Annotated in this window: 16 protein-coding genes and 1 tRNA gene; 5 read left to right on the top strand and 12 right to left on the bottom strand. The window is 66.9% G+C overall.

Translation table 11 applies throughout. The features are described from left to right. Nucleotides 1-2 precede the first annotated feature (2 nt). From smpB to prfB, 4 genes are all read right to left on the bottom strand, one after another. Entirely contained in the window at nt 3-479 is a 477-nt protein-coding gene (smpB, locus tag AB4Y94_RS16435) for an SsrA-binding protein SmpB (protein WP_441729081.1), read from the bottom strand. Between the two features lie 109 nt (nt 480-588). Beyond that, a complete protein-coding gene (ftsX, locus tag AB4Y94_RS16430; protein ID WP_441729080.1) occupies nt 589-1,503 on the bottom strand; it encodes a permease-like cell division protein FtsX in 915 nt (304 codons plus the stop codon). Continuing rightward, a complete protein-coding gene (ftsE, locus tag AB4Y94_RS16425; protein WP_441729079.1) occupies nt 1,500-2,771 on the bottom strand; it encodes a cell division ATP-binding protein FtsE in 1,272 nt (423 codons plus the stop codon). The genes ftsX and ftsE overlap by 4 nt, the downstream gene beginning before the upstream one ends. Before the next feature lie 139 nt (nt 2,772-2,910). Further along, a complete protein-coding gene (prfB, locus tag AB4Y94_RS16420; protein WP_441729078.1) occupies nt 2,911-4,020 on the bottom strand; it encodes a peptide chain release factor 2 in 1,110 nt (369 codons plus the stop codon). A gap of 191 nt (nt 4,021-4,211) precedes the next feature. Here prfB and AB4Y94_RS16415 point away from each other — a divergent pair, with 191 nt between their 5' ends. The 4 genes from AB4Y94_RS16415 to AB4Y94_RS16400 all read left to right on the top strand — a co-directional run bounded on the left by AB4Y94_RS16415 (nt 4,212) and on the right by AB4Y94_RS16400 (nt 7,293). Continuing rightward, nucleotides 4,212-5,501: an MFS transporter gene (locus AB4Y94_RS16415; RefSeq protein ID WP_441729077.1), complete on the top strand. Its 1,290-nt coding sequence runs from the start codon at nt 4,212-4,214 to the stop codon at nt 5,499-5,501. Between the two features lie 107 nt (nt 5,502-5,608). Further along, nucleotides 5,609-6,052 carry a nitroreductase family deazaflavin-dependent oxidoreductase gene (locus AB4Y94_RS16410; protein ID WP_441729076.1) on the top strand — a complete coding sequence of 148 codons (444 nt, stop codon included), beginning with the start codon at nt 5,609-5,611 and terminating at the stop codon, nt 6,050-6,052. A gap of 18 nt (nt 6,053-6,070) precedes the next feature. Further along, nucleotides 6,071-6,730, top strand: a complete 660-nt coding sequence (locus AB4Y94_RS16405) for a pentapeptide repeat-containing protein (protein ID WP_441729075.1) — start codon at nt 6,071-6,073, stop codon at nt 6,728-6,730. Nucleotides 6,731-6,876: 146 nt separating this feature from the next. Then, complete coding sequence (locus tag AB4Y94_RS16400) at nt 6,877-7,293, top strand: VOC family protein (RefSeq protein ID WP_441729074.1); 417 nt, start codon at nt 6,877-6,879, stop codon at nt 7,291-7,293. A gap of 108 nt (nt 7,294-7,401) precedes the next feature. Here AB4Y94_RS16400 and AB4Y94_RS16395 read toward each other — a convergent pair whose 3' ends face one another. The 8 genes from AB4Y94_RS16395 to AB4Y94_RS16360 are packed head-to-tail and all read right to left on the bottom strand — an operon-like array spanning nt 7,402 to nt 12,997. Further along, nucleotides 7,402-8,346 carry an EamA family transporter gene (locus AB4Y94_RS16395; protein ID WP_441729073.1) on the bottom strand — a complete coding sequence of 315 codons (945 nt, stop codon included), beginning with the start codon at nt 8,344-8,346 and terminating at the stop codon, nt 7,402-7,404. A 53-nt stretch (nt 8,347-8,399) separates the two neighbouring features. Then, on the bottom strand, nt 8,400-8,855 hold the full coding sequence (locus AB4Y94_RS16390; RefSeq protein WP_441729072.1) for a pilus assembly protein TadG-related protein: 456 nt from the start codon (nt 8,853-8,855) through the stop codon (nt 8,400-8,402). Then, entirely contained in the window at nt 8,852-9,340 is a 489-nt protein-coding gene (locus tag AB4Y94_RS16385) for a hypothetical protein (protein WP_441729071.1), read from the bottom strand. Before AB4Y94_RS16385 ends, AB4Y94_RS16390 begins: the two co-directional genes overlap by 4 nt. Beyond that, nucleotides 9,309-9,710 carry a TadE/TadG family type IV pilus assembly protein gene (locus AB4Y94_RS16380; protein ID WP_441729070.1) on the bottom strand — a complete coding sequence of 134 codons (402 nt, stop codon included), beginning with the start codon at nt 9,708-9,710 and terminating at the stop codon, nt 9,309-9,311. The genes AB4Y94_RS16385 and AB4Y94_RS16380 overlap by 32 nt, the downstream gene beginning before the upstream one ends. Nucleotides 9,711-9,727: 17 nt before the next feature. Then, the gene (locus AB4Y94_RS16375) at nt 9,728-9,925 is read right to left on the bottom strand and encodes a hypothetical protein (protein ID WP_441729069.1); all 198 of its coding nucleotides are present in this window, start codon (nt 9,923-9,925) and stop codon (nt 9,728-9,730) included. A gap of 44 nt (nt 9,926-9,969) precedes the next feature. After that, nucleotides 9,970-10,908, bottom strand: a complete 939-nt coding sequence (locus tag AB4Y94_RS16370; protein ID WP_441729068.1) for a type II secretion system F family protein — start codon at nt 10,906-10,908, stop codon at nt 9,970-9,972. Further along, the gene (locus AB4Y94_RS16365; RefSeq protein ID WP_441729066.1) at nt 10,905-11,768 is read right to left on the bottom strand and encodes a type II secretion system F family protein; all 864 of its coding nucleotides are present in this window, start codon (nt 11,766-11,768) and stop codon (nt 10,905-10,907) included. Before AB4Y94_RS16365 ends, AB4Y94_RS16370 begins: the two co-directional genes overlap by 4 nt. Then, nucleotides 11,765-12,997 carry a CpaF family protein gene (locus AB4Y94_RS16360; RefSeq protein ID WP_441729065.1) on the bottom strand — a complete coding sequence of 411 codons (1,233 nt, stop codon included), beginning with the start codon at nt 12,995-12,997 and terminating at the stop codon, nt 11,765-11,767. Before AB4Y94_RS16360 ends, AB4Y94_RS16365 begins: the two co-directional genes overlap by 4 nt. A 108-nt stretch (nt 12,998-13,105) precedes the next feature. Here AB4Y94_RS16360 and AB4Y94_RS16355 point away from each other — a divergent pair. Next, nucleotides 13,106-13,187: transfer RNA gene (locus AB4Y94_RS16355), tRNA-Leu, on the top strand. The last annotated feature ends 586 nt before the right edge of the window (nt 13,188-13,773 follow it).

Here is a 13,773-nt window from a genome sequence, read left to right as displayed (position 1 = left end):
GCCTAGTCGCCGAGGTGGCGGCGAGCCGAGATGGCACGGTCGGACTCGCGCTTGTCCTGGCGCTCCCGCAGCGTCTGGCGCTTGTCGTATTCCTTCTTGCCCTTGGCCACGGCGATCTCCACCTTGGCCCGGCCGTCACTGAAGTAGATCTTCAGCGGCACGAGGGTGTACCCGCCCTCTTTGGTCTTGTGGCTGATCTTGACGATCTCGTTCTTGTGCAGCAGCAGCTTGCGCTTGCGCCGCGGCGGGTGATTGGTCCAGGTGCCCGCGGTGTACTCGGGAATGTGAACCGCGTCCAGCCAGGCTTCCCCCGCTTCGATGAACGCGTATCCGTCGACGAGGGAGGCACGGCCCGCCCGTAGCGACTTCACTTCGGTCCCGCTGAGAACCATGCCGGCTTCGTAGGTGTCCTCGATGAGATAGTTATGGCGCGCCTTGCGGTTGGTCGCCACGACCTTTTCGCCACGTTCCCTGGGCACGGCGTTCTCCTCGTCCTGTCTCGGTTGCACCCGGGCTCACGCCGGGCAGCCCATCAGTCTAGCGCGCCGCCGGGCGGTCCACGCCACGCCCGGGGCGCCGCCCGGTCCCTTACACCCTGAGGTAGCGCGTGATCGCGAAGTTGGCGGACAGCGCCGCCAGCACCCCGCCACAGACCAGCAGGATCGGCACCACCACCAGGGCGTCATCGATACCCACCAGCGCGAACCCGGTGAATCGTACTCCCAGATAGCCCTGCACGAACCAGTGCACGATCGCGACGATCGCGCCGCCGGCCAGGACCGACCCCAGCAAGGCCGCGAAGACGCCCTCGAGGATGAACGGCGTCTGGATGAAGCGGTTGGATGCCCCGACCAGCCTCATGATCCCCAGCTCTCGCCGCCGGGAGAAGGCCGACAGCCGGATCGTTGTTGCGATCAGCAGCGCGGCGGCGATGAGCATCAGCACCGCGATTCCGATCGCCGTGTAGCTTCCGGCGTTCAGGACGGAGAAGATCTGGTCGAGGTACTTGCGCTGGTCGGCGACGCTCTCCACGCCGGCCACCCCGGACAGGCTCTCCTTCAGCACGTCGGCCTGCGACGGGTCCTTCAGGTTCACCCAGAACGTCTGGTTGAGCTGGTCAGGGGTGACGTAGTCGGCCACCGGGTTCCCGGCGAACTGCTTCTTGAAGTTCTCGAACGCCTGCTCGTGCGTTTCGAAGTAGTACTTGTCGATGAAGGGGGCCAGGGTCGGCGACTTCAGCTGCGCCTCGACGGTGTCGATCTGCTCCTGCGTCGCCTCGCCGCCGGTGCACGTCTCCCCCGGCGAGATGGCCGTGCACATGTAGATGCCGACCTGTGCTTTCTCGTACCAGAAGTTCTTCATCTGGCCGATCTGCATCTGCATCAGGATCGCGGCGCCGACGAAGGTCAGCGAGATGAAGGTGACGAGCACGACCGACACCACCATCGAGGCGTTGCGGCGCAGCCCGTTGGCTGCTTCAGACAATACGAGGGCGAGTCTCATCGGGTGGGCCCTACATTCTGCTCACTGGCGGGGTCCGGTCTCTCCCCTGGCGCGCGCAAGCCGAGCTTCTCGGCGAGGGTGAGCTGTTCTGGCACGTCATGGTGCGTGACCGGGAGTACCGGCCTGGTCATCGGTGCGGCCGTCTCGGCCGGCGCGGAATCGTCGTCGACCAGGTTGTCCGGTGCGGCGACGGGGATGGCGCTGGTAAACGGAGTCGTCCGGGGCATGCCGGAGTCCGCGTCGATTGCAGTAGCCGACTGGGGAGTCGACGTCGGCAGGGCGGATGCGCCAGTCGCGGCATGCTCGCGGCTCACGGGAACAGCACCGGAGGTCGCCGCCACGTCAGCCTCGGCCGGTTCGGCCGGTACGGCCGGAGCCGCGCCGTCCACCGAGGAGTGTGGTGCCGCGGCGGAGCTCGGTGCGTAGAACGCGGCAAGCGGCTGTGCCGGCGCCGCCGGTGCAGCCGAAGCGGGAGGTGCGTACGCAGGCTGGCGCACCGCCCCGGTGGCTGGCGCGGCGGAACCGGCCGGAACCGACGCGGCTTCGCGCGCGGGCGCATCCGCTGCCTCGGCCTGGATGGGGATCGACGTGGTGTAACCGCCCTGGCGCTCGTCGCGCACAATTTGGCCGCTGACGAGTTCGATCACGCGGCGCTGCATCTGGTCGACGATGCCAGCCTCGTGCGTGGCCATCACGACGGTCGTGCCGCCGGCATTGATGCGCTCGAGCAGCGCCATGATGCCGGCACTGGTGGTGGGGTCGAGGTTTCCGGTCGGTTCGTCGGCCAGCAGGATCTGCGGCTTGTTGACGATGGCGCGGGCGATCGCCACCCGCTGCTGCTCACCACCGGAGAGCTCGTGCGGCAGGCGCTGCGCCTTCTCGGCGAGCCCTACCATCTTGAGAGTGTCCGGGACGGCTTCCTGAATGAAGCCGCGGGACTTGCCGATCACCTGCAGGCTGAACGCGACATTCTCGTAGACCGTCTTGTTCGGCAGCAGCCGGAAGTCCTGGAAGACGACTCCGAGGTTGCGCCGGAAGTAGGGCACCTTGCGGTTGGAAATGGAGCGCAGGTCCTGGCCGAGCACGTGAATGCTGCCGCTGGTTGGCTTCTCCTCCTTCAGCATGAGTCGGAGACAGCTCGATTTTCCGGAGCCCGAAGCTCCGACCAGGAAGACGAACTCGCCGCGCAGGATTTCAACGTCGATGGAGTTCAGGGCCGGTCGGTTCGTACCCGGATATTGTTTGGTGATGTGATCAAAGCGGATCATGGCCTTTTGAGCCTAAGCAGCCAATCTGGATTTGGCGAGAGCGACATGCCCAACCCGCTGATCGGGCCTGTCGATCCCGGTGATCGAGCCTGTCATCCGGTGATCGAGCCTGTCGAGCGGTGATCGAGCCTGTCGCGATTCAGTCTTTCGGCTTCTGCTTCCGCCAACGGATGCCGGCGGCGATGAATCCGTCGATATCACCGTCGAACACGTGGCTGGGGTTGCCGACCTCGTACTCGGTGCGCAGGTCCTTGACCATCTGGTACGGCGCGAGCACGTAGCTGCGCATCTGGTCGCCCCAGCTCGCGGTGATGGTTCCCGCGAATTCCTTCTTGGTCGCGGCCTCCTGCTCACGTTGCAGCAGCAACAGGCGAGACTGGAGCACCCGGAGCGCCGCTGCGCGGTTCTGGATCTGGCTCTTCTCGTTCTGGCAGCTCACCACGATCCCGGTGGGCAGGTGCGTGATGCGCACGGCGGAGTCAGTGGTGTTCACCGACTGGCCGCCGGGGCCGCTGGAACGGAACACGTCGACGCGGATGTCGTTGTCCGGCACTTCGATGACGTCGGTCTGTTCGATCAGCGGCACCACCTCGACCGCCGCGAAGGAAGTCTGGCGTTTGCCGGCCGAGTTGAACGGGCTCATCCGCACCAGGCGGTGGGTTCCGGCTTCGACGCTCAGCGTGCCGAACGCGTACGGGGCGTCGATCTCGATCGTGGTCGACTTGATGCCGGCTTCTTCGGCGTAGCTGGTGTCGAGCACGGTGGCGGAGTAGCTGTGCTGCTCGGCCCAGCGCAAATACATCCGCTGGAGCATCTCGGCGAAGTCGGCGGCGTCGACGCCGCCGGCGCCGGCGCGGATGGTGACCACGGCCGGGCGCGGGTCGAACTCGCCGTTCAGCAGGGTCTGCACCTCGAGTTCGCCGATGATCTTCTGGATGCTTGCCAGCTCGACGCCAGCCTCATCCGCTGACTCCTGGTCGTTCTCACCGTTGGCGAGTTCGACCAGGACCTCGAGGTCGTCGAGCCGGGAGGCGATGCTCTCCACGCGGGCGAGGTCGGACTGCCGGTGGCTGAGCGCGCTGGTGACCTTCTGGGCGCGCTCGGTGTCGTCCCACAGGTCGGGTACGCCGGCCTGCTCGCTGAGGTCGGCGATATCCGCGCGCAACCGGTCGACGTCGATCACCGACCGGATGTCGTTGAAGGTGGCCCGCAGTGCGGCGATCTGCTCCGAAAAATCCAGCTCATCCATGTCGCCCCCAGCCTACCGGCCCGCGCTCCACCCCGCCGAAAACGGCCTAGTTCGCCAGAACCGCATTCGTTGGGGTTATGAGTGCGTGATAACCCCAACTACTGCGTTTTCGGGGGGTAGTTCGGGAAGGGGTAGTTCGGAAGGGGTAGTTCGCGAAGGGGTAGTTCGCGCTGGCGTAGCATCGAAGGGCCATGACTGAGACCGAGCGCCCCTTCAACCTGCGCTCCGTCGCACTCGCCGCATTCCTGCCCACGCTGCTGTTCTCCATCGGCGAGGGCGCGATCATCCCGCTGATCCCGATCGTCGCGCACAACCTCGGCGCCTCGCTGGCCGTCGCCGGGCTGATCGCCGCCATGGTGATGCTCGGCGAGCTGATCGGCGACATCCCCAGCGGATGGGTGGTCTCCCGCATCGGGGAGCGAAACGCGATGATCTGGGCATCCGTTCTCACCATCGTCGCGGTGCTCGTCTGCATCGTCGCGCCCAACCCCGTCGTGCTCGGGATCGGGATCTTCCTGGTCGGATTGGCCACCGCCGTGTTCGCCCTTGCCCGCCACGCATTCATGACCAGCTATGTGCCGCTGGCCTACCGGGCCAGGGCCCTGTCGACCCTCGGCGGGATCTTCCGGGCCGGATGGTTTGTCGGTCCGTTCATCGCGGCTGGGCTGATCCACCTCACCGGTGGTACGCAGATCGTGTTCTGGGTGTTCGTCGTCACCTGCGTGGGAGCCGCCGTCATGCTCCTCCTGCTTCCCGACCCGTCGAGCACGTTCGGGCCGCCGCAAATGGCGGTCGGAGCGGATGGCGCGCTCCGCAGTGCCGGCGAGGAGCTCGCCGCAGAGGAATCGCACGGACTGTTCCGAACGATCTGGAATCACCGTGGTGTCCTGGCGCGGCTCGGAACCGGCGCCGGGCTGATCGGCGCGCTGCGCGCCAGCCGCACCGTCATCCTTCCGCTCTGGGCGGTGAGCATCGGCATCACCGAATCCAATACCGCGCTCATCATCGGTATCGCCGGGGCGATCGATTTCGCCCTGTTCTATGTGAGCGGCCAGATCATGGACCGCTTCGGCCGCATCTGGACTGCTGTCCCGTCGATGATCGGCCTGGGGCTCGGCCACGTGGCCCTCGCGCTCACCCACGACCTGCCGGCCAACGTCGAATGGTTCATCGCGGTGGCGATGTTCCTCTCCGTGGCGAACGGGATCGGCAGCGGGCTCCTGATGACGCTCGGCGCTGACCTTGCACCGAAAGACAATCCGGCGCCCTTCCTCGGCGCCTGGCGCTTCACCGGGGACTTCGGTGGTGCCGCAGCGCCCTTGGCGGTGGCCGGGCTGACCGCGCTGATCTCGATCTCGGCCGCCGCAGGCATCGTCGGGGCGTTCGGGCTGGCCGGCGCCATCTTGCTGGGGCGGTACATCCCGCGGTACGCGCCGCACACGTCGCGCCCGCCCGGAGCGCCCCGCGCACACAGGAGGTAGGCTCGTCGGACGTCATCCGCTCGAGGCGGCCTGGCGGATGCCCGCCGCAGCGGATGCCCGCACCAGCGGATGCCGCCACCTCACCCGGCGTGCGGTTGAATGGTGACATGGCCCTCATCGGTGAATACGAACCCAGCCCAGCGAAATGGGTACGCGACCAGGTCGAACTGTACGAGAGCTCCGGCGGCACGAAAGGGACAACACTGCGCGGAATGCCCGTGGTCATTCTCACCACGCTGGGACGCCGGTCGGGCAAGATCCGGAAGGCCGCGCTGATGCGAGTCGAGCACGACGGCAGCTATGCCATCGTCGCGTCCCTCGGCGGCAGCGCGAAGAACCCGCTCTGGTACGACAACGTGCGCGCGCACCCCGAGGTTCAGTTGCAGGACGGCCCGAGCCGGTGGGACATGATCGCCCGTGAGGTGACAGGCGAGGAGAAGTCCGTGTGGTGGGAGCGCGCCGTCGAGGCGTACCCGCCCTACGCCGATTACCAGGTCAAGACCAGCCGCCAAATCCCGGTTTTCGTGCTCGAGCCGCTTCCGGCCTCGTAGCACCGGGCTTCACGAATCGTGGCGAAGAAGACCAAAACCAGGGGTCCACAGATCGACCCCATCACTCTCGTCGACCTGGTGGACAACGACGGCACCCTGCTGCGCGCGGGCGACAGCCGCGACGCCGAGCGCTTCACCGGCGCCGAGCTCGGCGGACTCGACCTCACCGGCATCACGTTCCGCGAGTGCGAGTTCCGTGCGGTGTCGCTCGGCGACACCAAACTGCGCGGGGCCACGTTCTCGGAGTGCATCGCTGCCGACGTGCACGCCCCCGTGTTCAGCGCGCCGCGCTCCAGCTGGCGTGACGTGCGGATCGACCACTCCCGGCTCGGCTCCGTCGAACTCTACGACGCCACCCTGCGCTCCGTGCACTTCGACGGCTGCAAGCTCGACTTCGTGAACCTGCGGAACGCAACGCTCACCGACGTGCTCCTCTCCAACTGCATCATCGACGAGCTCGACCTGTCTACCGCCACCGTGCAGCGATTCGAATTGCAGAACTGCCGTATCGGCACACTCGACGTCGCCAACGCCAAGCTGGCGGACGCCGATCTCCGCTCGAGCGATTTCGGAGCGGTCCACGGGGTGGAGGGCCTCCGCGGCGCCACGATCGACGACTCGCAGCTCTCCCTGATGGCGCCCCTGCTCGCCGCCCACCTCGGCCTCATCGTCGACTAGCCCTACCCCCCCCCCCGAGTACCCACGCTTCCCTCCCTCGCGAGAACGCACTTGTTGGGTTTATCACCCGCGAATAACCCCAACGAGTGCGTTCTCGGCGAGGGGGTTGGGGAACACCTCGCCAGGGACGGGCGTTGAAGTCGGACATGGACGTTGAACCTGTGAAACAACTTCGGCTCGTCGTGGAGACCGATGACTTCGAGGAGGCCGTTGCCTTCTTCCGCGACGCGCTCGGGCTGACCGAGCGCGAGTCGTTCGAGGGCGATGGCGGCGCACGGGTGGCCATCCTCAACGTGCCGACGGCTACCCTCGAGATCGCGAACCCGGCCCAGGTGCGCATGATCGACGCGGTGGAGGTGGGACGCGACGTCGCGCGGCGGTCGACCCGCAGCATCCGTGTCGCGTTTGAAGTAGCGGATGCCGCTGCCGTCACCGAGCGCCTTGCTGCGGCGGGTGCCGAGGTCGTCGCTCCGCCGACCGAGACGCCGTGGCGCTCACTGAACGCGCGGCTCGAAGCACCGGGCGGCCTGCAGATCACCGCCTTCCAGGAACTCGACTCCTAACGCCTTAACCTCCCCTGGATCCCCGCCTTCCGTGACGCGAGAACGCACTTGTTGGGGTTATCCGAGTCGAATAAGCCCAACAAGTGCGTTCTCACGGGAGCGGGAGGGTCAGGTGAGCGCGTCGGCGGTCAGCTCGAGGTCGGACTTCGGGCGCTCCCGCTGGGTCGCGATGGCGGCGCTGGCCGCGACGCACACCACGACGATCGCGATCTGCTGCAGGAGCGTGAAGGATTCCCCGAGGATCAGCCAGCCGAACACGGCGGCGATGACCGGGCCGAAGCTCGTGATGATGGCATAGAGGCGCGGCGAGATGCGACGCAGGATGAAGGTGTCCAACGTGTAGGGGAAGGCCGATGACAGGACCCCGATCGCAGCGAGCAGGCCAATGACCATCCAGTTGAGCGCCGAGTAGTCGACCGTCGCGAAGGCAATCGGCAGCACCAGGGCCAGGCTCACGATGCTCGCCACCGAGATGCCCTCCAGCCCGGCGAAATCCATCGCCACCCGCCGGGTGAGCAGGATGTAGGCCGCCCAGCACACGGCCGCGGCGAGCGCGAACAGCACGCCCGGCAGGCTGAGGGCGCCGTCGGTCCAGGTGAGGAGCACCACCCCGGCGGCCGCGGCGATCGCACAGAGGAAGTCGAGCGGTCGTCGTGAGGCGGCCAGGGCCAGCGAGAATGGGCCGAGGAATTCGATCGTCGCCGCGATGCCGAGCCCCAGCAGGTCGACTGCCTGGTAGAAGGTGACGTTCATCACGGCGAGGGTGAGGCCGAGTGTGAGGGCCGGCCAGAGACGGCTCCAGGTCATGTGCGCCAGCTTCGGCCGGTAGAACGGCAGCAGTACGGTGACCATGACAATCTGGCGGGCCGCGACCACGACCGGCGAGCCGACAAGCGGGATCGCCAGGCCGGCCAGGGACGAGCCGAAATTGATGCTGACTTCCGTGACCACCTGGGCGCCGGCGCCGAGTGCGCGCCCACGCTTCACGGTACCGGGACGTCCCGGCGCAGTCGACCCGGGCACATCAGCACCCGGCACGTCACTCCTCGGCACGTCACTCCTCACCCGTCGTGGCGCCGTCGCGGTCGCCCTACTGAGGCTATCCGCTACCAGAACACCGACCGCGCCACCGCCGTCACGCCAAGCGGCACACCGGCGGGGAGAACAAGGGTCAGCACCGGCGGTCGCCAGTACGCGCTCAGCGACACCGTGGCACTCTGGCCGTCAACGGATGTCGCTCGCACCACGGTCAGTCCCTCAAATCCTGCGTTCGGTGCGGACTCCAGATAGTCCCGAACCGCGGCGTCGACCTCTGCCGGGCTGAGCGCGGGTTTCAGCACGCCGGTGCCCGACGCCGGTGCCACCGATTCCAGCGGGAAGGCCTCGGCGCCGGCGAGTGCGGCTCCGTCGGCGAGGGTGAGCAGTCGCTTGCGCTCGAGGTAGAGGGACGTGGCGGCCACCACAACGAGGACAAGCACCAGGGCCAGGAATCCGTAGAAAATGGTGAGCAGGAGCGTCGATCCTTCTTCGGAATCGCAGCGTCGCATCCGCTTGGAGTTCATGAGGCGCCGCTCCAGAAACGCGAGACTGTCTGGGTCGCGGAGGCCTGCATCGGGATGCTGACGGCGCTGGGCAGGGAGAGCACGTCAGGGACGAGTGGCAGGGCAACCGTGATGCGAACCGTAACCGTCACATGAGCCTGGCGGGTGAGGCATCCGCTCCGGGCGGATTCACAGTGGATGTGGACCTCGGCCCCGCCGGCAGCGATGCCGTAGTCGGCCAGGCTGAACTCGACCGCCCGGGCGGCGCGCACCCTGCCCTCGGCGTCGTCGGGTGCCTGCACGTACACCCGGGCAGCCTGCCTCGCTGCGCCTTCCACGGCCAGGGCGCCGCCCTGCACCACGGACATCGCGAGGATCAGGTAGACGAGCGGCACCAGCAGGATCATGCCGGCCGTGATGAACTCGAGCGATGCCGAGCCGGCGTCAGACGTGCCCGTTCCACGCGCCGTCGCGTCACTCCTGGTCGAGTGTCTCCACCGCGGCATGGCCCACCACCTCCAGGCCATTGCCCGGACCGATCAGGCCCAGCAGCGGGAGCGGCGCAATCACTGTCACCTGGGCACTCGCGTGCCCCGCATATGCCCCGTAGCTGGCTCGCACGTTGGTGGCGTAGGCGGCCCCGACGGCCGCGGTGATGAGGTCGCGGGTGCGCGCTTCTCCCTCTGGCAGGCCGCTGTCGGCGAGGGCCGCGAAGCGGGCACCTTCCGCGGCTGCGTCGAGCACGGTGTTGCGGATGTGCAGCGCCAGCCCGAGCTGGAGTACGGAAAGAGTGAGCACAGTGAGCAGCGAGACCACCATGACGAACTCGGCGACAGCGGAACCGGAGTCGTCGCCGAGGGCCGATCTCAGCCCCATCCGTCTCATGACCGAGGTCAGAACCCGCTGACTCGGTCGATCGCCTGCTGGAACACTCCGCTCAATGCCGGACCGGCGAGGCCCCAGATGATAATCACAAGGCCCGCTGTCATCAGCGTGATTAGGACCCAGCCGGGAACGTCCCCGGTGTCATCGGCCAGGTCCGTGCGGTTCAGACCGAAGCGGCGGGCGAACCCCCGGCGGAGCGTCTTCATTGGTCTTCCTTTCTCTGGGGCGGTGCCATGACTGACCTGTCGGGTCAGAAACCGGATTGGAGCACGAAGATGCCGGGGAAGATTGCAAACACCACGGTCATCGGCAGGATCAGGAACACCAGGGGTACCAGCATCGCCACTTCTTTCTTGCCGGCGAGCTCGAGCAGGGCGCGCTTGGATTCGTCGCGGGCGTCCTGTGCCTGCGCGCGCAGCACCTCCGCCAATGGCGACCCCCGTTCCAGCGCACCCGTGATCTGGTCGAGGCACCGGGTGAGTGGTGCAAGCTGGATCCGCTGCGCCAGCTCGTTCAGCGCCACGGCGAGCGGCACCCCGGTGTGGACCTCCGCCAGCACCCCGGCGAACTCGCGCGAGACCTCCCCCGAACTCGTCACGGCTACCCGGCCAAGGGAATCCAGAATGCCCTCCCCCGCCGACAGCGAGAGCGTGAGGAATTCGAGGATCGTCGGCAGTTCGCTGCTCATCCGGGCCAGTCGAGCGCGTGCCGCCCGTTGCAGCACCCAGTCCCGCAGCAGCGCACCGGCCAGGCCGGCAACCAGGGGCAGCAACAGCTGCACCCCAACCGGCAGGTCATGGATCGACGGCAGCAGCACCACAACGGATGCGCCGACGACCAGTGCCACAAGACCGACGACCAGTTGCTCGGAGCGGAATTGTTCGACGGACTTCGACGATCCGGACTGGTGCAACCGGCGCTTGATGGTGTCCGCACCGCCGACCACTTCCGCGAATGCCCGGGTGACGCGGCCGACCACGGGTGCGAACAGGGCGCCGAGCACGGGAATGGGGTCGACGGTGCGGCGTCCGACGAATGCTCGTGCCTCGGCGGACACGTCCAGGATGTACGGCGCGACCCGGTCCACCAGGCGGGGACGGCTGAGCCGCGGGGTGATGCTGACCAGCGACCAAAGTCCAAGGCCCAGGGTCGTGCCGCAGAACACCGCCCATGCCGCTGCCTCGCTCATTCGAACCACCGCCGTTCTTCTGGAAAACGACCGAGGGCGATCATGACCCGATAGGCGATGACCGAGACGGCGAGCCCGCCGACGATGACCACGGTGCCGGGCGGGGTGTTGTACGCCAGCGCCGCCTCGGGGCGGGAGGCGAGCAGGAGCAACACGATCCAGGGTGCGGCCACACCGAGCTTTGCCGCGTTCACGACCCAGGACTGCCGGGCTTCGACCTCCTGACGGATCGCGGTGTCCTGCCGGAGCCAGGCCGCGAGGCTGCGCAACACCACGGTGAGATCGCTGCCTCCCACTTCCCTGGCCATCCGAAGGGTTTCCAGGATTCGGTCGGCGATCGGGTCTGCGAGGGCCGCCTTGAGCTGGTCGAGGCTGTGACCGAAACTGCCGGTGGACCGGTACTCGCGCTCGAACTGGGCGAAAGCGGCCCGCGTTGCCACCGGACCGGATAGGGACAGGCTGCTGACACTATCGGGCAGCGCGAGACCGGATCGCACTGCGGCGACCAGATGGTCCACTACATCCGGCCAGACGGTGCGGTTCGCTCGACGCCGAGCCTGCGCTCTCCAGGCCACCAGCAGCGACGGGAGAAGAAGCCCGCTGACGAGTGCGACCACCGTGAGCGGTTGGATGGCGAGCACGGCCTGGGTCAGCGCGGCGGCCGCCACGGCGACGATCGCCGAGATGACGATGAAGGCCGAGAGCGGCAACTGCCCGAGCCCCGCCTGCACCAGGCGGGCCTTCAGGCGGTCACGCAGCCTCGGGCGCACCGACGCCGGGCGTCGCTCGACCGGCCAGAGCAGCGGGGAGACGACGAGGAGCAGCCCGGCCCCGAGCAAGCAACCCAGCATGACCGTCATGTCGCACCTCGGCGCAGCACACTTGCCGGGTCGAGCCCGGCGGCGTTGAACTTGGCGAGCTTGGTCGGATATCCACCGGTGGGCTCGAGCATGCCGTCGATCGTCCGAAAGATCGGGCTGGCCTCGATCATCGGCCCAGCCAGTTGGCCACTCGGGGCGATGATCTCACCGACTCGGCGATGCCCGAACCGGTCGATCTCGCAGTGCACCACAATATCGATGCACCCCGCGACGGTGGGCAGGACGAATGACGAGTCGATGTTCCGGCCGGCGAGCAGCGGCAACGTCGACAGTTTTGCGAGGGCGTCACGCGCGCTGTTGGCGTGTATCGAGCACATCCCGGGCAGGCCGCTGTTCAATGCGATCAGCAGGTCCAGGCTTTCGGCTTCGCGCACCTCTCCAACGACCAGGCGATCCGGGCGCATTCGCAGCGATTCCTTGATCAGCCGGCGCAGCGTGATCTCACCGGTTCCCTCCAAGCTTGGCTGGCGGCACTGCATGGCCACGACGTCGCGTGCGGCGAGGTCCAGTTCGAACGTCTCCTCCACCGTCACGATGCGTTCGTTGTGCCGGGTGCAGGACAACAAGGCGTTCAGCATCGTCGTCTTGCCGGTCTGGGTGGCGCCCGAGACCAGGATGTTCTGACCGGCCAGCACGCACACCCTAAGAAACTCGGCCGCCTGCTGGCTGAGCGACCCCAACGTCACCAGCTGGTTGACCTCACGGATGCGCCGGGTGAACTTCCGAATATTGACCGCCCAGTGCTTCTGAGTGATATCCGGAATCACGACGTGCAGCCGGGACCCGTCGGGCAGCGATGCGTCAACAAACGGTGACGAGAGATCGACCCGCCGACCGGAGGCCTGCAGCATCCGCTCGACCAGATCGCGCACGTCGCGCTCGGACAGTACCATCGTGGTGAGCTCAGGCACTCCGTCGCGTGCGACGAAGATGCGGGATGGTGAGTTGATCCAGATCTCTTCGATGTCGGGGTCATCGAGGAACGGCTGCAGTGCACCGAATCCGGTGAGCGAAGCCACCACCTCGCGTGCGGCCTGATGCTCGTCGCCGATCAGCGGCAGTGAGCCACCGAGGGCCCGTTCGCTGTAGCGCTGCAACTCGGCGTGCACGTACTGCTCGGCAAGGTGACCGTCGGAGGCGAGGTCGACGCCGTCACGGCGCACGCGAAGCCGCACCTGCTCGGTGATGATGCGCACGGCCTCGCTCATGGAAGCATGATGCTCCGATCTCACAAGCCGCGCTGAACTTATCCACAGGCGCGTTTCGGGTGCAGTCACAGGCGGGCGCACGGCGCAAAGTACACTGGGACGGCACTCGCGGGAGTGGTGAAATTGGCAGACACGCAGGATTTAGGTTCCTGTGCTTTCGAGCGTGGGGGTTCAAGTCCCCTCTCCCGCACCGAGATGTTCCGGTCCACAGGGTCAGTTCGGACGACCCGGCGCAGCCGCCGCTGGCGTTGCCAGCGGCCAGCGGCGGCGAGCCCGTCAAATTTGCACCGGTGCACATGCGTGACCACCCTTCGGATGACGACCGCGAGTCGGATGAACTTCGCGCGAGGGCCGACAGTCTGGGCTCTGACATCAGAGTCGATCCTGCCGACCTCGCGAGGTCGCGCGAGCTCGAGGCGGCGTAGCGCGCTGCCGTCGCGCGTTGAGCGGACGTGGGTGCGACTACGAAGATAGCTCCGAAACTCGATCTCACCGTGGTTGGCCGCATCCTGCTTCCACACACCCACATACAGACACGACATTCGGGTCGATCGACGGAGAAGGAACCCCGGCAACTATGGCGCCTCTGCCGATACGGGCACAGTCCCCCGCCCATTATCGCAGCCACCTCCGACACCGGTTCAGGGCGGTAAATTGCCAGACCAGGGCAAAAAAGTAGTGGACTTAAGTACGAAACTCAGGTAAAATGAGGATATGACAACAACCGTCGAGGCGGCACCACCGGGAACGGGAAACACCCCCGGCACACCGGCCGC

It is taken from the genome of Glaciibacter sp. 2TAF33 (genome assembly GCF_052114945.1).
In the GTDB taxonomy this organism is placed as follows: Bacteria; Actinomycetota; Actinomycetes; order Actinomycetales; family Microbacteriaceae; genus Cryobacterium.
This window is presented reverse-complemented; position numbering and strand designations above follow the sequence as displayed.

What these genes read in the sequence shown, in the direction of transcription:
- AB4Y94_RS16380 (WP_441729070.1), bottom strand. Translation starts at nt 9,710, where the DNA reads ATGGGGCTGAGATCGGCCCTCGGCGACGACTCCGGTTCCGCTGTCGCC.
- ftsX (WP_441729080.1), bottom strand. Translation starts at nt 1,503, where the DNA reads ATGAGACTCGCCCTCGTATTGTCTGAAGCAGCCAACGGGCTGCGCCGC.
- ftsE (WP_441729079.1), bottom strand. Translation starts at nt 2,771, where the DNA reads ATGATCCGCTTTGATCACATCACCAAACAATATCCGGGTACGAACCGA.
- AB4Y94_RS16385 (WP_441729071.1), bottom strand. Translation starts at nt 9,340, where the DNA reads ATGCCGCGGTGGAGACACTCGACCAGGAGTGACGCGACGGCGCGTGGA.
- AB4Y94_RS16365 (WP_441729066.1), bottom strand. Translation starts at nt 11,768, where the DNA reads ATGACGGTCATGCTGGGTTGCTTGCTCGGGGCCGGGCTGCTCCTCGTC.
- AB4Y94_RS16400 (WP_441729074.1), top strand. Translation starts at nt 6,877, where the DNA reads ATGGACGTTGAACCTGTGAAACAACTTCGGCTCGTCGTGGAGACCGAT.
- prfB (WP_441729078.1), bottom strand. Translation starts at nt 4,020, where the DNA reads ATGGATGAGCTGGATTTTTCGGAGCAGATCGCCGCACTGCGGGCCACC.
- AB4Y94_RS16360 (WP_441729065.1), bottom strand. Translation starts at nt 12,997, where the DNA reads ATGAGCGAGGCCGTGCGCATCATCACCGAGCAGGTGCGGCTTCGCGTG.
- AB4Y94_RS16415 (WP_441729077.1), top strand. Translation starts at nt 4,212, where the DNA reads ATGACTGAGACCGAGCGCCCCTTCAACCTGCGCTCCGTCGCACTCGCC.
- AB4Y94_RS16410 (WP_441729076.1), top strand. Translation starts at nt 5,609, where the DNA reads ATGGCCCTCATCGGTGAATACGAACCCAGCCCAGCGAAATGGGTACGC.
- AB4Y94_RS16370 (WP_441729068.1), bottom strand. Translation starts at nt 10,908, where the DNA reads ATGAGCGAGGCAGCGGCATGGGCGGTGTTCTGCGGCACGACCCTGGGC.
- AB4Y94_RS16375 (WP_441729069.1), bottom strand. Translation starts at nt 9,925, where the DNA reads ATGAAGACGCTCCGCCGGGGGTTCGCCCGCCGCTTCGGTCTGAACCGC.
- AB4Y94_RS16390 (WP_441729072.1), bottom strand. Translation starts at nt 8,855, where the DNA reads ATGAACTCCAAGCGGATGCGACGCTGCGATTCCGAAGAAGGATCGACG.